This window comes from Priestia sp. JSM ZJ58, assembly GCF_044383985.1.
Taxonomy (GTDB): Bacteria; Bacillota; Bacilli; order Bacillales; family Bacillaceae_H; genus Priestia; species Priestia zanthoxyli.
This window is the reverse complement of record NZ_JBISEM010000005.1, coordinates 44,104-63,620: the sequence shown is the minus strand read 5'-3', so window position 1 is coordinate 63,620 and position 19,517 is coordinate 44,104. Positions and strand designations below refer to the sequence as shown.

The 19,517-nt window shown below is 38.5% G+C and carries 22 protein-coding genes and 1 tRNA gene; 12 read left to right on the top strand and 11 right to left on the bottom strand.

Annotation, left to right across the window (positions count from 1 at the left end; translation table 11 throughout):
• Nucleotides 1–15: 15 nt before the first annotated feature.
• Genes ACH6EI_RS25180 through thiD form a run of 6 tightly spaced genes read left to right on the top strand, consistent with a single transcriptional unit; the run spans nucleotide 16 to nucleotide 4,571 of the window.
• Nucleotides 16–639, top strand: a complete 624-nt coding sequence (locus tag ACH6EI_RS25180; protein WP_028412579.1) for a thiamine phosphate synthase — start codon at nucleotides 16–18, stop codon at nucleotides 637–639.
• Nucleotides 623–1,750, top strand: coding sequence for a glycine oxidase ThiO (gene thiO, locus ACH6EI_RS25175; protein ID WP_098999427.1), 1,128 nt, complete (start codon nucleotides 623–625; stop codon nucleotides 1,748–1,750). Before ACH6EI_RS25180 ends, thiO begins: the two co-directional genes overlap by 17 nt.
• Nucleotides 1,747–1,950, top strand: coding sequence for a sulfur carrier protein ThiS (gene thiS / locus ACH6EI_RS25170; RefSeq protein ID WP_028412577.1), 204 nt, complete (start codon nucleotides 1,747–1,749; stop codon nucleotides 1,948–1,950). The genes thiO and thiS overlap by 4 nt, the downstream gene beginning before the upstream one ends.
• A gap of 5 nt (nucleotides 1,951–1,955) precedes the next feature.
• On the top strand, nucleotides 1,956–2,723 hold the full coding sequence (locus ACH6EI_RS25165) for a thiazole synthase (RefSeq protein WP_013055283.1): 768 nt from the start codon (nucleotides 1,956–1,958) through the stop codon (nucleotides 2,721–2,723).
• Complete coding sequence (locus ACH6EI_RS25160; protein ID WP_028412576.1) at nucleotides 2,720–3,739, top strand: thiazole biosynthesis adenylyltransferase ThiF; 1,020 nt, start codon at nucleotides 2,720–2,722, stop codon at nucleotides 3,737–3,739. Before ACH6EI_RS25165 ends, ACH6EI_RS25160 begins: the two co-directional genes overlap by 4 nt.
• Before the next feature lie 22 nt (nucleotides 3,740–3,761).
• Entirely contained in the window at nucleotides 3,762–4,571 is an 810-nt protein-coding gene (gene thiD / locus ACH6EI_RS25155) for a bifunctional hydroxymethylpyrimidine kinase/phosphomethylpyrimidine kinase (RefSeq protein ID WP_028412575.1), read from the top strand.
• A 30-nt stretch (nucleotides 4,572–4,601) separates the two neighbouring features.
• Here the strand turns inward: thiD and gpmA are convergent, their stop codons facing one another.
• On the bottom strand, nucleotides 4,602–5,327 hold the full coding sequence (gene gpmA, locus ACH6EI_RS25150; protein ID WP_028412574.1) for a 2,3-diphosphoglycerate-dependent phosphoglycerate mutase: 726 nt from the start codon (nucleotides 5,325–5,327) through the stop codon (nucleotides 4,602–4,604).
• A 181-nt stretch (nucleotides 5,328–5,508) separates the two neighbouring features.
• On the opposite strand from gpmA, the gene ACH6EI_RS25145 reads away from it, so the two are divergent.
• Nucleotides 5,509–5,706, top strand: coding sequence for a hypothetical protein (locus tag ACH6EI_RS25145; protein WP_098999426.1), 198 nt, complete (start codon nucleotides 5,509–5,511; stop codon nucleotides 5,704–5,706).
• A 38-nt stretch (nucleotides 5,707–5,744) separates the two neighbouring features.
• Here the strand turns inward: ACH6EI_RS25145 and ACH6EI_RS25140 are convergent, their stop codons facing one another.
• Entirely contained in the window at nucleotides 5,745–6,365 is a 621-nt protein-coding gene (locus tag ACH6EI_RS25140) for an NAD(P)-dependent oxidoreductase (RefSeq protein ID WP_028412573.1), read from the bottom strand.
• A 185-nt stretch (nucleotides 6,366–6,550) separates the two neighbouring features.
• Here ACH6EI_RS25140 and ACH6EI_RS25135 point away from each other — a divergent pair, with 185 nt between their 5' ends.
• Nucleotides 6,551–7,816, top strand: a complete 1,266-nt coding sequence (locus tag ACH6EI_RS25135; RefSeq protein ID WP_108674383.1) for a hemolysin family protein — start codon at nucleotides 6,551–6,553, stop codon at nucleotides 7,814–7,816.
• A 65-nt stretch (nucleotides 7,817–7,881) separates the two neighbouring features.
• Here ACH6EI_RS25135 and ACH6EI_RS25130 read toward each other — a convergent pair whose 3' ends face one another.
• Both ACH6EI_RS25130 and ACH6EI_RS25125 read right to left on the bottom strand, forming a co-directional pair.
• Nucleotides 7,882–8,100, bottom strand: a complete 219-nt coding sequence (locus ACH6EI_RS25130) for an alpha/beta-type small acid-soluble spore protein (RefSeq protein ID WP_013055290.1) — start codon at nucleotides 8,098–8,100, stop codon at nucleotides 7,882–7,884.
• A gap of 37 nt (nucleotides 8,101–8,137) precedes the next feature.
• A tRNA-OTHER gene (locus ACH6EI_RS25125) sits at nucleotides 8,138–8,213 on the bottom strand.
• A gap of 180 nt (nucleotides 8,214–8,393) precedes the next feature.
• Between ACH6EI_RS25125 and ACH6EI_RS25120 the strand changes: the two genes are divergently transcribed.
• On the top strand, nucleotides 8,394–8,636 hold the full coding sequence (locus ACH6EI_RS25120) for a hypothetical protein (RefSeq protein ID WP_034268022.1): 243 nt from the start codon (nucleotides 8,394–8,396) through the stop codon (nucleotides 8,634–8,636).
• A 23-nt stretch (nucleotides 8,637–8,659) separates the two neighbouring features.
• Here the strand turns inward: ACH6EI_RS25120 and ACH6EI_RS25115 are convergent, their stop codons facing one another.
• The 7 genes from ACH6EI_RS25115 to ACH6EI_RS25085 all read right to left on the bottom strand — a co-directional run bounded on the left by ACH6EI_RS25115 (nucleotide 8,660) and on the right by ACH6EI_RS25085 (nucleotide 16,050).
• Entirely contained in the window at nucleotides 8,660–9,769 is a 1,110-nt protein-coding gene (locus ACH6EI_RS25115) for an ABC transporter ATP-binding protein (RefSeq protein WP_025752961.1), read from the bottom strand.
• A 139-nt stretch (nucleotides 9,770–9,908) separates the two neighbouring features.
• Entirely contained in the window at nucleotides 9,909–10,811 is a 903-nt protein-coding gene (locus ACH6EI_RS25110; RefSeq protein ID WP_028412570.1) for a PucR family transcriptional regulator, read from the bottom strand.
• Between the two features lie 29 nt (nucleotides 10,812–10,840).
• A complete protein-coding gene (locus ACH6EI_RS25105) occupies nucleotides 10,841–11,050 on the bottom strand; it encodes a YheE family protein (RefSeq protein ID WP_028412569.1) in 210 nt (69 codons plus the stop codon).
• Between the two features lie 66 nt (nucleotides 11,051–11,116).
• On the bottom strand, nucleotides 11,117–12,277 hold the full coding sequence (locus ACH6EI_RS25100) for a YheC/YheD family endospore coat-associated protein (RefSeq protein ID WP_098112845.1): 1,161 nt from the start codon (nucleotides 12,275–12,277) through the stop codon (nucleotides 11,117–11,119).
• Entirely contained in the window at nucleotides 12,274–13,623 is a 1,350-nt protein-coding gene (locus tag ACH6EI_RS25095) for a YheC/YheD family endospore coat-associated protein (protein WP_047751686.1), read from the bottom strand. The genes ACH6EI_RS25100 and ACH6EI_RS25095 overlap by 4 nt, the downstream gene beginning before the upstream one ends.
• Before the next feature lie 4 nt (nucleotides 13,624–13,627).
• Nucleotides 13,628–14,707, bottom strand: a complete 1,080-nt coding sequence (locus ACH6EI_RS25090; RefSeq protein ID WP_028412566.1) for a YheC/YheD family endospore coat-associated protein — start codon at nucleotides 14,705–14,707, stop codon at nucleotides 13,628–13,630.
• The gene (locus ACH6EI_RS25085) at nucleotides 14,704–16,050 is read right to left on the bottom strand and encodes a YheC/YheD family endospore coat-associated protein (RefSeq protein WP_047751684.1); all 1,347 of its coding nucleotides are present in this window, start codon (nucleotides 16,048–16,050) and stop codon (nucleotides 14,704–14,706) included. Before ACH6EI_RS25085 ends, ACH6EI_RS25090 begins: the two co-directional genes overlap by 4 nt.
• A 187-nt stretch (nucleotides 16,051–16,237) precedes the next feature.
• Here ACH6EI_RS25085 and ACH6EI_RS25080 point away from each other — a divergent pair, with 187 nt between their 5' ends.
• From ACH6EI_RS25080 to ACH6EI_RS25070, 3 genes are all read left to right on the top strand, one after another.
• Nucleotides 16,238–16,588 (top strand): YlbF/YmcA family competence regulator, encoded by a 351-nt coding sequence (locus ACH6EI_RS25080; protein ID WP_013055299.1) that lies wholly within the window; start codon nucleotides 16,238–16,240, stop codon nucleotides 16,586–16,588.
• A 179-nt stretch (nucleotides 16,589–16,767) separates the two neighbouring features.
• Nucleotides 16,768–17,646, top strand: coding sequence for a Cof-type HAD-IIB family hydrolase (locus ACH6EI_RS25075; protein WP_028412564.1), 879 nt, complete (start codon nucleotides 16,768–16,770; stop codon nucleotides 17,644–17,646).
• Between the two features lie 344 nt (nucleotides 17,647–17,990).
• Nucleotides 17,991–19,493 carry a coproporphyrinogen III oxidase gene (locus ACH6EI_RS25070; RefSeq protein WP_176521409.1) on the top strand — a complete coding sequence of 501 codons (1,503 nt, stop codon included), beginning with the start codon at nucleotides 17,991–17,993 and terminating at the stop codon, nucleotides 19,491–19,493.
• The last annotated feature ends 24 nt before the right edge of the window (nucleotides 19,494–19,517 follow it).

The following is a 19,517-nucleotide window of genomic DNA, read 5'->3' as shown; positions in this document are numbered from 1 at the left end:
AAAGGTTTCGATCATGTGGATATTCCTAAATTTCATGTCATTACAACAGATAAGCAGCCAATCGAAGAGCTTCAAAAAATTTTAACGGCTATCGCGCCTTTTGCGGGCGCCATTCATATTAGAGAAAAAAAGAAAACGGCAAAGCAGATTCAATGTTTACTAGAAAGCCTACCATTTTGTCGCTCTAAAATTATTGTGAATGACCGAGTTGATGTAGCGCATGCTTTAAAAGCAAAAGGTGTACAGCTTGCCTATCATAGTTTAGACGTTTCGTTTGTTATAGACGCATTTCCTTCTCTTATTGTTGGAAAGTCAGTTCACTCTGTGGAAGAGGCTTTAGAAGCTGAAAAAGATGGTGCTCACTACATTTTATACGGACATATTTATTCAACACATTCAAAAAAAGAATTAAAAAGTCGAGGGATAGCGGCACTAAAAGAAGTAGTAGACGCTGTGCAGATACCGGTTATTGCCATTGGAGGAATTACACCTGTAAATGCCAAAGAGGTACTTCAAACAGGAGCACACGGTATAGCCGTGATGTCTGGTGTCATGCTTGCGCAAGATCCCCTGAAAGCGATTAAACAATATTCTCATATATGGACATCTGGAGGTGGAGAAAATGAAGCAGCATTATGATGTACTGTTAATCGGAGGAGGTATAATCAGCTCTTCTATCGCTTATCATTTGTCAAAACAAGGAGCGTCAGTAGCTATTCTTGAACGCAATCAAGTTGGTTGTGAAGCTTCAAGTGCAGCCGCTGGTATTTTAGGTGCTCAAGCTGAAATTGATGAAGAAGGTCCTCTTTTAGACCTTGCTATTAAGAGCAGAAGCATGTTTCCTGAACTGGTGAAGGAACTAAAAGAAAAAACGGCTATCGACGTAGAGCTCATTCAAAAAGGCTTATTAAAAGTCGCTGTAACAGAAGAAGATGCACACGTATTAAAGAAAAAAGCCGCTCAGCACCACCGGTGGGACAAAGATGTAAGATGGATCGATGTAAAAGAAGCGCGTTTGTTAGAACCCGGGCTCTCTCCAGACATATACGGAGCCATTACAATACCGGGAGACGGCCAGCTAGCTCCGGCTAAGTTAACACAAGCTCTTGCTCATGGAGCCTTGTATCACGGAGCAGATGTATTCGAATACTGTGACGTTCACTCTCTGATTATGGAAAATGAAACAGTAAAAGGGGTACAGACGTCCAAAGGCTCTTTTTATGGAGAAAAAGTAGTGATTGCAGCAGGCTCATGGGCTAAACGCTTTATTTCTTCTGAACATTTAGGCGAGGTGTTTCCTGTAAAAGGAGAGTGTATTGCTCTGCAAAGTTATAAGCCCCTGCTTTCTAAAACGATTTTTTTAGATGAAGGTTTTTACTTAGTCCCTAAGACTGGTGGAAGAATCGTAATCGGGGCAACTAAGCTGCAGCATGATTTTACTAAGACCGTTTCTGCACAAGGTATTCAATTTTTGCTGAATAAAGCTTCTGCGCTTCTGCCGGCCATTAAAGAAGCCACATTTGAAAAAGCATGGGCTGGTCTTCGTCCACAAACAAATGATGGCTGGCCTTATTTAGGAGAGCACCCTGAAATAGCGAATCTGCACATGGCTTTTGGCCACTACCGAAACGGTATTTTATTAAGCGCTGCAACTGGAAAAATTATGGCTGATGCTTTGTTAGGGAAAAAGCCAAATCATTCATTCTTTACATCATTTCAGCTAACGAGAGCAATGGAGGGAGTTCATTGAATCTAATTATTAACGGTAAGACCGTCACTGTCGGAGATGAAATTGAAACGGTCGAGCACTTGCTGCAGGCTCAGAGTCTGCATGAGCGAGTTGTAATTGTTGAATTAAACAAGAATATTTTGCAAAAAGAAGAACATAGCGATGCATGCTTAAAAGATGGAGATACATTAGAAGTTGTTTCATTTGTTGGAGGAGGATGAAGAGTATGTTAAAAATTGGACAATATACATTTAATTCACGTTTATTATTAGGAACAGGGAAATTTCCGGACTTTACGACTCAGCGTCAAGCGGTAGAAGAGTCGGAAACAGAAATTTTAACATTTGCTGTTAGACGAATGGATATTTTTGATCAAAATCAGCCTAATTTATTAGAAGCACTTGATGTGAAGCGTTTCACTCTTTTGCCTAACACTGCTGGAGCAAAAAATGCAGAAGAGGCCGTACGTATTGCTAAATTAGCAAAGGCTTCTGGACTTTGTGACATGGTGAAAGTAGAAGTAATTGGATGTGATAAGACGCTGCTTCCTGATCCAGTTGAAACATTAAAAGCTAGTGAAGAACTGTTAAAAGAGGGCTTTACCGTTTTACCTTACACATCAGATGATGTTTTACTTGCGCGTCGTTTAGAGGAGTTAGGCGTACATGCCATTATGCCAGGAGCGTCGCCTATCGGTTCAGGTCAAGGTATTATTAATCCGTTGAACATGCGTTTTATCATTGAACAATCAACCGTTCCAGTAATTGTAGATGCAGGTATTGGAACGGCTTCAGACGCAGCTCAAGCTATGGAGCTAGGAGCAGATGGTGTGTTATTAAATACAGCTGTTTCAGGAGCAAAAGATCCTGTGAAAATGGCTCGTGCTATGAAGCTAGCGATTGAGGCAGGAAGAGCAGCATTTGAAGCAGGACGTATTGAAAAGAAACAATATGCAACGGCAAGCAGTCCAACAGAAGGGATGAGTATCGGTTGATTAATCGTTATTCCCGCCAAGAATTGTTTCAACCTATTGGAAAAGGCGGACAGCAGCAAATTCAAGAAAAGCATGTTCTGATTGTAGGAGCAGGTGCTCTTGGAACAGGGAACGCCGAGGCCCTTGCACGAGCGGGAGTAAAGAAAATAACGCTCATTGACCGCGATTATGTAGAGTGGAGTAACCTTCAGCGTCAGCAATTGTATAGTGAAAAAGATGCTGATAAAAGAATCCCAAAAGCAGTTGCCGCTAAAAAAAGGCTTCACGATATTAATCATGATGTAAAAGTAGAAGCCCACGTAGCGGACGGTACCCCTCAAGTTTTAGAACAGCTTGTTGAGGGGGTAGATGTTATGATTGATGCAACCGATAATTTTGACACACGCCTTGTAATGAATGATTTATCACAAAAATATGATATTCCTTGGATTTACGGAGCATGTGTAGGAAGTTACGGAATTAGTTATACTATCATACCAAGTGAAACACCGTGTTTATCCTGTTTGCTTGAATCTGTACCGCTTGGAGGGTTAACATGTGATACAGTGGGGATTATTAGTCCTGCTGTACAAATGGTAGTCGCTCATCAAGTAACAGAGGTGTTAAAAATATTAGTTGGAGACTGGAATGCGCTCAGGAGGGAACTTGTTTCGTTTGACGTATGGAAAAATGAGTATACGAGCATCAATGTGAACGTATTTCGCAAATCTGCTTGCCGCTCATGCGGCAGTGAACAAACGTATCCCTTTTTACAATATGAAAATCAAACGAAAACAGCTGTGCTATGCGGAAGAAACACGGTACAAATCCGTCCGGGCAAATCAGCCAAGCAGCCGCTGCAGTCTTTAGGTGAACGATTAAAAGAAAAAGGATATAAAATTGAACAAAATCCGTATCTGCTTTCTTTTTATGTAGATGATTACCGTTTAGTGATGTTTCAAGACGGGCGCGTCTTTGTCCATGGAACAAACGATATAGTAGAAGCAAAGTCACTTTATCATCGGTATATTGGGTAAGAAAGAGATGGAGGTTTCAAGCATGACAGTACCAAAAGCATTAACCATTGCTGGATCAGACAGCGGTGGAGGAGCAGGCATTCAAGCAGATTTAAAAACATTTCAAGAGCGTGACGTTTTTGGCATGTCTGTTATTACAGCTGTGACTGCACAAAATACAGTTGGCGTTCAAGGAGTTTATCCTTTAGAAGTAGAAGCAGTTGAAACGCAGTTAGATTCAATTGCGACTGACTTATTTCCTAATGCAGTGAAGACAGGTATGTTGTTCAGTGCTGATATTATTTACGCAGTGGCTCGTAAAATCAAACAGCACGGACTGCAAAATGTTGTAGTTGATCCCGTTATGATTGCAAAAGGCGGTCAATCTCTTCTTCAAAGAGAAGCTATACAGGCTCTAAAAGAATTATTGCCCCTTTGTGAAGTCATTACGCCGAACATACCGGAGGCGGAAGTCATCACGGGGAAAGAAATTCACACGATTGAAGACAGAAAAGAAGCGGCAAAACAGATGCATGAGCTAGGTGTAAAGCACGTGGTAATTAAAGGCGGACATGACCAATCTCATCAGGATATGATTGATCTAGTGTATGATGGTCATACGTATGTTGAAATCAAGCATGAAAAGATGAATACAAAGCATACACACGGGACGGGATGCACGTTTGCTGCTTGCGTCACGGCTGAACTAGCGAAAGGCAAAAGCGTAGTTGAAGCAGTTCAAACCGCTTCGGATTTTGTTCACTATGCGATTAAGCATACGCTTGAACTTGGTTCGGGACACGGTCCTACTAATCATTGGGCGTATAGAAAATACTTTCGTTCAAATATATAAAAAAACGTGCCTACAATCTAGGCACGTTTTTTATGAAGAAGGAATATGTGTCGGAATTTCTCCATCGATGCCTAAATAATAATGTCTAATGGGCTTTAAATTATCATCAAGCTCATACACAAGCGGTACGCTTGTGGGAATATTCAAGTTCGCAATGCCATCAGGTGAAATGTTATCCAAATACTGCATCAGAGCTCTAATCGTATTACCGTGAGCGGAAATAATAACCTTTTTGCCAGCTTTAATAGAAGGAGCAATAGTTTTGTTCCAATATTCTAGAACCCGCTTTTCTGTATCGGCTAAGTTTTCCGTTACAGGAAATTGTCCCTTGGCTAATTCCTTATACTTAGGGTTGGAAGCTTCATAGCGAATATCTGTTGTCTCTAAAGCAGGAGGGCGTTCGTCCATCGACCTTCTCCACAAATGCACCTGCTCTTCTCCAAATTTTTTTGCGGTTTCTTCTTTGTTCAAACCTTGAAGAGCCCCGTAGTGTCGTTCATTCAGTCTCCAAGATTTATATACAGGAATCCACATGAAGTCCATTTGATGTAAGACAATCCATAGAGTACGAATGGATCGTTTTAAAACAGAAGTATAGGCGATATCAAAAGCATATTCGTTTTTTTTTAGCACTTTTCCGGCTTCTCGCGCTTCTTGCAATCCATTTTTAGAAAGGTCTACATCCGTCCAGCCTGTAAATTTATTTTCAAGGTTCCATACGCTTTGTCCATGCCTAATCAACACAAGTTTTATCATCATGTTCTCCTTTCAACAGTGACTAAGGACTCTATTCTTTTTTATTATGAGAAGGAAAGTGTTTTTTATCCTAAAGCCGGGGAAAGGAGTTTTTAACATTTAGAAAAAGTGATGCTGAAAAGTAAAGCTTTAACTTTTTTACGCATATGATAAAAATAAAAAAGGGAAGGGAAGATAGTGGATGAGTGACCAAGAACGTCAGATTCAAGCGCTGCACGGCCAGATTGAAGATTTAAAAGAAGAAATTTATCAGATGAAGCTTGATATTAGCACATTAGAGAAAGAAAAAGGAAAGCCTGTTTTGACACCGTCTCTCGTTGGTCAAATAGGAGGTTTTGTTCTAGGTGGATTAGCTATAATTGGTATTTTTTGGATGTAGAACTTTTCGTTTTGAAAACGAAAAGTTCTCCTGATTTTTCAATAAGCAATTCCAACGCGGCATTTTGGGAATTTTTGAGCCCATATTTCATGGTAGGTAAAGTGAGCGGTATCTCCCGTTGAAATTTTAACGGCATCTGCTGGCAAAATATCTTTTTCCACTCGGTATGTGCCTGTTACTTCACCATCAGGCAAGTAGGTTGGGCATATAACGGTCCAGTTTAGGTCACTTTCCTTCAAGTGTAAGTATCCTTTTAAATGATCTTCTGCTGCTCTGGTCGTTTTACGCTTCGATTCATTTGATTGAAAACGATACTTTTCCGGTTCTGTTCGTGACTGTAAAATACCTGCAGTTCCGATAGTAAGAATACGATGAACGCCGTAATGCTTCATGCTGTTTATAATAAGCGGAATACTTTTTGAAATGGTCTCTGCACCATCTGTATTTAACGCGCTGACTACGATATCTTGGTGCTTGAGGGCAAAGCTGATATTTTCTTGATCAAGGACATCGCCTTGTAAGATATGTAGGTTTGGATGACTAATCTTTAGCTTATTGCGGTCTCTAACAAGTACCGTAACGTCGTTTTCATCTTTTAGCATCATTTTTAATAAAGACTGTCCAACTCGTCCTGTTGAGCCTAATAGTAAAATTTTCATTGGTTGCACCCCTCTATAAAAGATAGTATCTATTCTTTAGAATATACAATTTGTATACTTATTCATAATAAAAAGCATGTGTAGCATAAAGTAATACAAAGTTGATGAAGAAAATATTCAACATCAAAAAAATTTGATATGATAAAAAGACAGAAAAATCAAAAAAATAGGAGAGTGAATGTCTTTTGGGAGACTTGCCTCTGAATCAAATGATGATATTAGTCGTTTTGCTTATGTTATCAGCTTTCTTTTCATCTGCTGAGACAGCCTTTTCAAGCGTAAATAAAATTCGTTTAAAACATTACGCTGAGAAAAAATATCGAGGAAGTAAAAAAGCGCTGCATATTGCTGAACACTTTGAGCAGACGCTATCGACAATTTTAGTAGGAAATGTTGTCGTAAACATTGCTGCGTCCTCTTTGGCAGCTAAAATTGCCCTCGATGTGTTTAAAGGAAACCTAGCACTTGTGATTAGTATCATCGTTATGACCATCATCATTTTGATTTTTGGTGAAGTCTTGCCGAAATCGTTAGCGAAAGAGCATGCCGAATCTTTTGCGCTGAGGATTTCTTCCTTGTTATTTCTTATTATTAAATTATTAACCCCGATTTCCTTCTTATTTTTACAGGTGAGAAAAGGAGCTTCTCACTTGTTAGCGTCTGCTCCTACACCAACGATTACAGAAGATGAAATTAAAGTGATGGTAGATTTAAGCGAAGAAGAAGGAACGATTAATAATATTGAAAAAGAGCTAGTTCATCGTTCACTCAATTTTAATGACATTGTGGTGGGGCAAATTTTAAAACCTAGAATAGATGTCACAGCGGTTGACGTAAATGCCGATATTGATTCGGTTTGTCAAATGTTTCTTGAAGAGAGATATTCGAGAGTCCCTGTATACGAAGATCATATTGATAACATTATTGGCATTTTATCAGAAAGAGAATTTTTAACCTGTTTAGTCCAAAGAAAAGAGATTTTTATTCGTGATTTGTTGAGACAACCTATTTTTGTAGTAGAATCCATGAAAATATCTGTACTATTGCCAGAGCTTCAAAAAAGTAAGGTGCACATGGCAATTGTAGTTGATGAGTTTGGTGGAACGGCCGGTCTTGTGACCTTAGAGGATATATTAGAAGAAATTGTGGGAGAGATTTGGGATGAACATGATGAAGCTGTTAAGTATGTACATCAGATAGGGGAAAAGGAGTACGAATTTAACGCAGACATCCCTATTGATGAATTTTTAACCTATGTAGCAGTTAGTTCTCCTGACAGTACGTGCCATACCTTAGGGGGATGGATATATGAGCAGTTTGATCATATTCCTGCTAAAGGAGACTTTTTCTCATATGAAGAGATATTGTTTACCATTAAGGAAGTAGAAAATCGACGCATTCGCAAAGTTTCCGTAAAATCATTTGCGAATAAGAATGAGGAAGCTGATTAAAAGAAATTAGAAAGCGCTCCAAGAGATCTTGGAGCGCTAAAGCCATAATATGAAATTAGTTAATATTAGTACTTGCCGCCTAAGTTTTGCTCAGCTAATTGTACTAAACGTTTTGTGATTTCGCCACCAACAGATCCGTTCGCACGAGCTGTTGCATCTGGTCCTAAGTTTACACCAAACTCACTAGCGATTTCGAACTTCATTTGATCGATAGCAGCTTGAGCACCAGGAGCTACTAACTTGTTTGATGAATTTCTGTTTGATGCGTTTTGATAATTTGCCATGTGTATTCATCTCCTCGTTAGATAAAATAGATTGTAATGGTTGAGTTAGCTGGAGTTGAACCAGCCGAGCAGATACATCGATTAGACCTGCTTGCCTACCGCGGCGTAACTCAATGTTTGCGAGCTGTTGTGCTCGGTTGTTACTAGTATTATGGCGAAAGGTAAAAAAACATATACATAGAAAATTATTGGTAATTTATAGAAATTTTTGTGTGGAGTTTGATAAAGAGTAAGAGAGTTTTATTCCGTGCATATTATAGGTACATATTGATCAGGTAAAGCGAGGTGTGCGGATGTCGATTTGTTCCTTATGTAATGGGTTTAGTGATGTACAAATGACGTGTAAAGCATGTGGAGAAGTGCTAGGGGATATGGGAAAAGTCAGCGATTATTTTGATGATTACAGTGCTTACATGGAAATCGATCAGTTAAAAGTAGAAAATGGGTATCCTAGTGATTTAGCAAATCACCAATGTATTCATCTCTTTTATTGCTCTACTTGTCACAGTGAGGAATTGAAGCAAATACAGGAATAAAAAAAGACCCCTAAGGGTCTTTTTTATTCGTGTTCAGCACGGATGCGCTGTTCAGATTCTGCATCAAAGAAATGTGCTTTGTTCATATCTAATGCTAAGTCTAGAGACTGAAGCGGTTTAATATCTGTTCTTGAATCTACGCGTGCTACAAAATCTTGTCCGCCAAGTTTAGAATAAAGCATGGTTTCAGCTCCCATTAACTCGGATACATCGACTTTAATGGTAACTTTTGTGCCGGGTGAAGATTCAATAAATACAGGCTCATCATGGAAATCTTCAGGACGGATGCCTAAAATAATTTGTTTATTTAAATATCCTTGCTCGCGAAGTATTTTCATTTTACCTTCCGGAACTGCAAGAAGAGAATCGCCTACTTGAACCTTTCCGTCTTTTAACGTTCCGGTTAAGAAGTTCATAGCAGGAGAACCAATAAACCCGCCTACAAATACATTTTCAGGTTTTTCATATACTTCTTTTGGTGTACCAACCTGCTGGATAATCCCATCTTTCATAACAACCAGACGAGAAGCCATTGTCATTGCTTCGGTTTGGTCATGTGTTACGTAAATTGTCGTTGTACCCAAACGCTGGTGAAGCTTCGCAATTTCAGAACGCATTTGCACACGTAATTTCGCGTCTAAGTTTGATAAAGGTTCGTCCATTAAGAAGACCTTAGCATCACGAACGATTGCACGACCTAGAGCTACACGCTGACGCTGTCCGCCGGATAATGCTTTTGGCTTGCGCTCTAAGTATTGCTCAAGTCCTAAAATACGAGCGGCATCTTTTACGCGGCGTTCGATTTCATCTTTTGGTAATTTACGAAGTTTTAAGCCGAAAGCCATGTTGTCATATACGCTCATATGCGGATACAATGCGTAGTTTTGGAATACCATTGCAATATCGCGATCTTTTGGAGCAACGTCATTTACACGCTTGCTGTCAATATAAAAATCACCTTTGGAAATTTCCTCTAGCCCTGCAACCATACGAAGCGTTGTCGATTTCCCGCAGCCTGAAGGCCCAACAAATACAATAAATTCTTTATCTTGAATGTGAAGGTTAAAATCTTTTACCGCCGTCACATCTTTATCATACATTTTATAAATATGTTCTAAACGTAATTCAGCCATTTCCATTTCCCCCTTGTATGTACTCTGTGAAACCGTTTTCTTAACTCTAGTGTAATTTTTTTTAATGAAACGGTAAATGGCAAACATGCACAAAAAAAAGAAAGAGTTTTCGTGCACTATTTACGAAAACCCTTTCATTTTATTTTTTATCCTGCGAATTTTTTAACGCAAGAATAGCTAAGTAAGCAGACACAGCTCCCGTGAAGTGTTTGATATCAAGGTGTGTGCGATCAATAAATTTCTCAATTCTATACTGCAAGCTGTTGCGATGCATGTACAATTTCTTAGCAGCAAGAGATACGTTTAAATTACATTCTAAATAAACTTTAATCGTTTCTAAAAGATCTCCATCATCTTTTACTAAGTCAAGTAAATGTATCATATGATTTTGGATTGCCTCTGAAGACTCTTGCAGAACCAAATGGGGTAAAACGTCGGTAAAATGGATAACATGGTTTTGTTCGACTGTATGCTTAATTTGATAAAACCATTTCTTTTCACGCTCAAAAATTAATCGCGGTGAAGACGGAAAAAAGTGAATTTGTCCTTCAAAGAACTGAATTGAAGTTTCAAAATCATGACATAGCACCTCGATAGAATCTGATAAATTTTCAGTTAAGTCATTAGGATCATCAAAGGTTTCGATAACGATACCTGATTGTTTATCAATCCACAACACAGTAATCGAGGTAGAATACAAGGCGTGAAGCGCATTTTCAAACTCTATTTTTTGTTCAAACAAACGTTTAATTAAAAACTGGGTAAAGCGAAAAGAATGGTGCGTATGATGAGAGTGAATGACTTTTTCAGGTGCTTTAAATAACAGGTTTGACCAATACAATTGTTCTGGCGTCAGGAAAGAAACTTCCTCATCATAAGGCGTTAAAAAAGCAGAAAGTAATGCCTGCTCTTTTTGAGACAAAGCCGTGTGTTCAATTCCAATGAAGCCTTCATCACATGAAAACCATTTGTATCGTTCAAATTGAGAAGGGATTTTAGCCTTAATCATTTTATCCCCAAATAGTGTGTGCAGCTGTTTCATCTGTGCTCGTTCCCTTCGGTGAAAGCTTACTATTCATAAACGTGAAAAAGCATAAGCTCATGAATATAATCAATTAATTGTGTTTCATCTATTTGATTAGAAAGCGCAGTTTTCCATACAATTTGTCCATCTTTTAAATAATCAGCCTCGTAATAAACCCGATTCATATAAAACGAGATGTGCCAGCCCGGCATTCGATTATTTTGATACAGTGGTTTAACCTGAAAATGTGCAACCATAAAGAAAATCTCCTTTCTCAAGTAGTTATTATAAGCTTACCATGAGAAAAGGAGATGAAAAATCATTTAATCTAAAAATTTTGTTAATTTGTAAAATATGTTGCATATGTGTTTAGCACCTTGCGTTTGAATGTCTGTTTCATCAAAAATCATCGGTTTTGCATTCACTTCAAACAGATAATAATGACCTTGGACTGACTTTGCCATATCAAGAGAAAATTCTTCAATGAGAGGGAAGGACTTTTGAAGGACTTGCCCGCACGTATTTACAAAAGACGAAAGAAAGGAAGTATCTACTTCATCTTCAAGATCTTGAGAAGGTGAAATGCTTCCGCCGTTTAACGTATGTGTTGTAATGGAGTGATAGGGACTATGTCGAATACCGACGCCGCTAATAACATACCGGCTATCTTTGTGATGCGCTAAAATACGTAAGTCATAGCGCCGGTCTTTGAATGGCTGCGTCTCAATTGCTTCTTGAATGAGATAAGCAGACCTGGGAAGGTCAATTGCTTGTAAAGAAGAAAATTCTTCTTTGCGTGTATGATCTTGATAAATAATCGTATGCTTATCGGAAGATAATCGGAAAATTCCAGCGCCTTTACTGCTGTTAATAGGCTTAAAATAAAGAGAAGAGTGTTTTTGCAGAAGCTTAGCAATATCAATTTCTGGTGTTAAACGATAGGTTTTAGGAAGGTGAGAAGATAATAGTGGATGTTTTGAAAATAACTGATACACTTTCCATTTTGAAAAAAAAGCGGAATTAAAAAGGGGGATGTGCCTGCTTTTTATTTTTTTGTGTAAAGATTTCAGCTTTTTGGTTTCTGATTTTCTTCCTGGATAACGATTATATATAACGTTTGGCAGCGGCAAAGTTGTTTTGATCCACTGCTTTTTTGCCCCGTCAAAGCAATACCCTTCAAAGAAGTGATGAGACATTGTTTCTTCAGCGAATAAAGCAAGAAGCCCGCCTTTCTCTTGCAGGGTATGATGTAAGAGTTCTAATAAAGGACGCTGTTTTACATTCAGTTTTTCCAAAACAGCTTTGTTCGTTAAAACTCCCACAATAGGACCTGCTTTTTCTCCTTTTAAACGAAGAAAAGCTTGAGTAGGAGAAATGCTTTGAGTAAAGGGAAGTTCAATTTCTTGAACTCCCCATGTGTAAGATGCTGAAGGATTATTATGAAACCACTGCTGCTTTTCTTTGTGATAGTAAATTGTAATCATATGCTGATGCCTTCAGGTGTATTTAGATAGTATCCAGATAAGTAAATCGCATATTCTAGAGAAAGTTTTCTAGTTTGTTGATCTGCTTTTCGTAAGGCAGGGTGTGAAAAAATAGAGCGACCGGGCTTAGAGTTAGCTTCAAACAGCCACACGTTTCCTTGATAATCCACTCCAAAATCGAATCCAAGCTCTCCAATTAATCCGTTCAACTCCTGTTCAAGTATATGACTAATTGAGATAGCGGCATCTTTTAGCTTATTTTCAATTTCTTTTTTGTAAGAAGGGTTAGTGAATATTTTGGCTGTAGCTTCAATTTCTCCGCCGTAATCAAGATGCGTAGTGATGCTGTTGGGACCGGCTACTTTAGCAGCTAGAGCAGTAAGCACCCATTGGTTATTCCCGTCTTTATTCGTATGCACGCGAAAGTCTACACAGCGCTTTTCTTTTTTGATTAATGAAATACCTTGCTGAGCAATGTATGAAGGATTAGTAAGTAAATATTCAAATTCTGATAATAGTTCCTCCAAGGTTTCTTTTTCTTGAACATGAAGACCTTTTTCTCCTTTGTAAGTCAGCGTGTACATGGAATCCTTAAAAGATAGGGTATAAATGCCGCGGCCTAAGCTTCCGTTTTTCGGCTTTAAATAAACGGTTTGATGAAGAAGCAGAAGTTTTTTTATTTGCTCACACGAAGGACTTTCAACCGTGTAAGGTAACAAATAGGCTGTCTGCTCGTTCAGTTTTAAAAGCTCATGAATTTCCCACTTGTTGAAAAAATCAGGATTAAAAAATGGAATGCCGTAATCAGTCATCATCTTTTCTTTAATGAACTTAAAAGGAGCTAACCCCTCTGTTTTTCGATTTGGCAAACGGTTATATACAACGTTAGGAAGCGGGACTTCATGCTGTGTCCAGCCGCTTTCTTCGTAAAAATAGCCGTTTATGGTCCCGGTTTCCCAGTTGATATGATGAGTTCCAAAAATAAAAGGAAGTCCCCCTGTTATACTTGCAGTAGAAAGAAGTTTAGCTAAGTGAAGGGAACGCTTTCCAATTGGCCGCAGCAGAGAACCAGTAAAACCAGCTGATAACACACCAATTAAAGGTCCTAAGTGAATGGTCTCATTCACAATAATAGGGTGCATCATATGAGCGAAAGGAATTTGCAGTTTTGTCATTAGCTCAGCTGAAATCTGAATTTCTTCACATTCTGAAGATTGTATAAGGCATGGAGCTGTCATTGTTCCAAAAGCTGCTTGTTTCAAGGAGTCTTTGTAAAGAGATGCAGGAACAGAAAGATCGCATCCTAGCTGCTCTACTACAACAAGGCGAGTAAGAGTTTTTTTCATAGCATTACTCCTTACGATACGATAGTGTGTTAGCTAAATAGATGCAGTAAGACAGGACATTTTTATACATGACTTCTTTTTGTTCAGGAGCTGTCTCCATTACGATTTTTCTTCCTGGTTTCGAATTTAAATCTAGAATCCAGATGCTGAAGTCTCTCGAGATACATAAATCAATACCTAATTCAAAAAGAGAAGGAAAATGATTTTCCAGCACGGACGGAATCGTTTTACAAATGGTGTTGATTTCATCCATTACATATTGACGGTGAACGCGAGGGATGCGAGGCAGCAAGTTCTCAAAAGGTACAATAGAGGCTCCTGAACTTACATTTGTTACGATGGAGTCTCGTTCACCTTGTCTAATTCCTCTTCCAATTTCTTTCCAAGCACCATCGTTTCCTTTTTGTAATAGCAGTCTTATATCAAAAGGAGTGCGCTCATAAGGGAAAAATGAAATATGGGGCTGAGCAATATACAATACATCACGGGTCGTTTTCGTAAACCAGTTCTTAAACTCCTGAAAAGAGGAAAATAGAATGGTGTTTACAATGTCATTTTGTTGATAAGAAGCTTCAATTTCACGTCCACGCTGTCTTAATTTCACAATTCCTTTACCTTGTGAACCGTTGGCAGGCTTAATCATTAGGCTATCATTTGTTCGAAGCAGCTGAACAAGCTGCTCTACACTTTCGATTGGAGTGGTAGGAGGAATATATGAAGATAAATAGCTATCTTTTTTAATGGCTTCATAGACATCTAGCTTATTGGGCAATCCATGGCCTAAAAATGTAACATCTTCCCGCTGTTTAAGCCAGTTTACAATAGGGCGAGCCTTATTAGACAGCGAGTCTTTTCGATAAAAGCAGCGATCGTAAATAAACGAAGGAAGTAAAAAGGAATCTTCTATCCATTTCTTTTGTTGTAAATCGTAGCGGAAGCCTTCAATATTTTCGGTGTTAGGATGAATGTTAAAAGGAGTAAAACGGTATATTTCAATTGAAAACTCAGAAGCATGTTTAGCAATTTCGGTCACATACTCCACTTCTTGCTGTGGGTGAATCGTTAAAAAGCCTAATGAAATCATCGTAAATCCTCCTTGGCAAATTGAAAATTCGTTGCATGCAGACAATAATCAAGCAGTGCTTTTGTTGAGGGACGAACAGAGGAAGCGCTTGAATCTAATTGTTTGGAAGGTTTGACATTTACTTCAATAATCCAAGGCTTTCCTTCTTGATCAATCGCTAAATCAATACCAAATTCTGCATAAAGTTCAGACGGGTGAGAAAGCTGTGTGCAAATTTCAATCGCAATCTCTTTTAAAAGTGAAAGGATATGGCGCGTCGTTTTTGAATCATAGAGCTGAGTTAAAACTTGCTGAGGAGGATGAATATCCCCTCCACGAGCAAGATTTGAGACGAAATTGCCGGGTTTTGATACACGCGTGACAATGGACGTGATTTTCCACGTCAAGTCGTCTTTTTTATGACAGAGAATGCGGAAATCAAAAGGGCACTGTTTGTATGTCTGCAGTGAAATTCCTTCTTGGATGAGAAATCCTTGCCTTTTTAATTGACTATAAAGCGTTTCAAATAAGTCATAGAGAGATTCATATTCTTTTTCATACGTCTGTGTAAACGTTGTATAGTCTAAAATATACTTCTCTTTCTTTGAAATTTTAAAAATATTTTTTCCTTGGCTACCATGAACAGGCTTCAGAAAAACATCGTCATGAAGTTCCAAAGCGTCAAGAAGATCTTGACGTGAACGAAGCTGATACGTTTTTGGCAAATATGGAAGCAAGTGTACAACATCTTTAAGCTGTTGAAAAACCGTCCATTTATTTAAGTAGCGTGCGTTAAAGAAAGGAACGTCATGCTCTTTCAAAAATGTTTTAAAGGTTTGAAAATCAGCGCTTTGCTCGGTTTTCCTGGCATGAATCCGGTTGTGTACGATTCCCGGAAAGGGAACGTCTGAATAAACCCATCGATCACCGCGATAAACATATCCTTTAGGGGACAATGACTTCACGTCGCTCAATTTGCTCACATAGCAAAAACACCCTAACTCCTTGCAAGCTTGAACAAATTCCTTACAAAATACAGAAATGGAGCCAAAGGGTTCTTCATCTTCTCGAACTTCTGTTACGATGCTAATCACGGGTCCCATCCTAAACGTGTTCTCTTCGTAAATGCCTCTCAGCTGATGCGTTTCATACGGAAAGCAAAAGTCTGCAAATAGAGCTTCCGACATCATGAAGCAGCATTCTCGATGCTGAAAAACAGTGGCTTTGACTTCTTTCGTGATGGAGCCTACTGTTAACGTAAACTCGTGCTTGCATTTCACACGTGAGAACAGAGCAGAACTAATGTAAATGTCGTCGCTCATATGGTTCTCTAGTGGTTTTAGAGAAATGGTAAAAGTATTCATAAACGAATCCTCTTTTTCTTTCCTTTAGTAGGCGAATGCTGATATATACTATGAGGAATTAGCCCAATCTGTGAAGAGAATTTATCGTTTTCTGAGAAAATAAAGGTCTTAAGCTGAATTTTATATAATAATTTGTTATAGTTAGGGAAGTCAAGAAATTATAGAACTGAATTAGGAGGAACTTAACGTGTCTGTAAACTTACATGATGTAGCAAATGATTTAGAAAAAGCAATTCGTCAAAGCGACGATTACACAAACTTAAAAAACTTATATGCAGCAGTAAACGCTGATCAAGGTTCAAAACAATTATTTGAGCGTTTCCGTACAATGCAAATGGAGCTGCAACAAAAGCAAATGATGGGCCAAGAGATCACTGAAGAAGAAGTTCAGCAAGCTCAACAAACAGTTGCAATCGTTCAACAAGATCAAAATATCGCGAAGTTAATGGAAGCTGAGCAACGTATGAGCATGGTAATTGGTGAATTAAACAAAATTATCATGAAGCCACTTGAAGAACTTTACGGTGCGGCTGAATAAGAGATAGAGAAAAGAGGAAAAGAGAAATCTTTTCCTCTTTTTTTATGCGGAAATTCCTTCTAATTGTGCAGTTCTGCTCATAAGCTTAGTAACAAGGCTACACATGCCGACTATCATGAAAAGGTCATTTATAACCGTATCCTAACGGATTAGACATCTATGAAAGAAGGGGTTCTCATATGGCTTATCGATTGCTAGCGTTGAATATTGATGGAACCATTTTAAATAGCCAAGGGCGCGTTACAAAAGAAACGAAAGACGCAATTCAATTTGTGAAAAATAAAGGGGTTTACGTTACATTAGTAACAAACAGGCATTTTCCGTCTGCTAAAAAAATTGCTCGATCGCTTAAAGTTCATCCAGCAATGCTCATTACTCATAGCGGTGCCTTTATCGGAACATCGATAGACAAACCGATACTAGATAAGAGAATTAGCGAGGAAAAAACATTTAATCTCATTCAGCTTTTTGAAAATTTTAATTGTCATGTCCGCATTTTGCATGAAAGGTTTTCAATTGGAAATCGTGTAAAGCTTCCTAATAATATTGTAGCTAAAAGCGTGTTAAAAACGGGAGAACCGCTCTTTTATCCCGTGCAGTTCGTAGATTCATTAGGAGATACGCTTCGTGATGAACCTGTTTCTACTCCAAAAATAGAAGTGTATTTTGCAGATCGTAGAGAAAAAGAATACGCTGAGCAAACAATTGCCAGTGCAGTTCCGGATATTGAATGGTTTTCGTATCCAAATGAAAATAGATGCTATATTACGCCAAAAGGAGCCACAAAAGCTGCCGGCGTTCGTTATGTAGCAAATCGTCTAGGGATACCGATGGAAGACGTAGTAGCCATTGGAAATTGCTATGATGATGTAGAAACGATTGAACACGCGGGAATGGGTGTGGCCATGGGTAATTCACCAACGGAATTAAAAATGCTTGCGGATTGGGTTACTCGTTCTAATAATGAAAATGGTGTAGCATATATGGTGAAAGAATTATTTAGAAAGCAGCAGCGTCTTGGTTATCTTCATCAAATTGACAGCTTTCGTTTAAAATAAATAAAAGTATGTTAGTTGAAGGGAAATCCGAACGAAGAATCCAACTCGTTCGGATTTTTTTCATTGGTAGGATAAACGTCAGCTTCACGTATGTAGCTGTTTCTAACTGTTGATTGAAGGGCAAGGCGAAGACTCCTGCGTAAATCAACAGAAGTGTAACAAGCAATTCATATGAGCTTATTTGTCCCATTTGTTCGTCTGTAGGTTGAATTAATGTAATTATGGTTCAATTTCTTTTTCCGTTTGTTTCCTGTCCGCATATTCCCTTGAGCTGAGCACCTTGACCGGACATACGTAGGTTTTGTAAACTGATTACTTAGATAGAATTGATTTGAAAGGTGATTATATTGAACATTTATATAAAAGGTATAGAAGATGAGCGTTTTTTACGTCCGCTTCACCGAATTTCAGATTTGTTTTTTGAAGAAAGCAACGTCTCCTTTGAGGATGATAACGAAGCTCAGCTGAAGGTCGAAGTAGAGCTAAAAGTTCATGAAGAAATTTATGCGAAAGCAGTGCTGCATGATGCTGCAACGGACAAGGTGTTTACAGAAGAGCTTTCTAAATCGTTTACGCCGTATGAAACAGAAAAAGAAAAATTTAAGCAAATAAAAAATGTGGTGCTTCGCGTCTACTTATCTGTGTTACAGGAGTATACAAACATTGTTCAAAAATGGGGTATTTTAACCGGTATACGTCCAACGAAGTTGCTTCATATGAAACTGCAGTCAGGCAAAAGTAAAGAACAAGCACATCGTGAGCTAAAGGAAGAATATTTAATCACTAATGACAAAATTAATTTAATGCAGCATATTGTGGATCGTCAACTAGCAGCTATTCCCGATTTACATGAGTTAAAGAACGAGGTAAGCATTTATATAGGCATTCCGTTTTGTCCGACGAAGTGTGCATACTGTACATTCCCAGCCTATGCGATTAACGGACGTCAAGGATCCGTTACGTCATTTTTAGGCGGCTTGCATTATGAGATGCGTGAAGTAGGGAAATGGTTAAAAGACAATGACGTCAAGATTACAACCGTCTATTATGGCGGAGGCACACCAACGAGCATTACCGCTGAAGAAATGGACATGCTGTATGAAGAGATGTATGAATCGTTCCCTGATGTACAAAATATCCGTGAAATTACGGTAGAAGCAGGAAGACCCGATACGATTACGGAAGAAAAGCTAGCTGTTTTGAACAAATGGAATATTGACCGGATTAGTGTAAATCCGCAGTCTTATATTCAAGAAACCTTAAAAGCTATTGGACGTCATCATACAGTTGAAGAAACGATTGATAAATTTCATCTTTCTCGAAAAATGGGGATGAATAACATTAACATGGACTTAATTATTGGGCTTCCAAATGAAGGTGTAGAAGAATTTCAGCATACGCTAGACGAATCTAAAAAATTGCTTCCTGAATCTTTAACTGTTCATACGCTATCGTTTAAACGCGCGTCTGAAATGACTCAAAATAAAAGGAAATACAAAGTAGCAGATCGCTATGAAATTGGTAAAATGATGGATTTAGCGACTGAGTGGACTCAAGAACAAGGATATGAACCTTATTATTTATATCGCCAAAAAAATATTTTAGGTAATTTAGAGAACGTTGGATATTCATTCCCTGGTCAAGAGAGCCTGTACAATATTATGATCATGGAAGAAAAGCAGACGATTATTGGCCTTGGGTGCGGGGCATCCAGTAAGTTCGTGCATCCAGAAACAGGCATTATTACAAGGTTTGCGAATCCAAAAGACCCAAAATCGTACAACGATGGATTCGAGCACTATACGCAAGAGAAACTCAAGATTTTAGATGAATTGTTTAGGAAATAAAAAGGTCACTTTTTAGTGATCTTT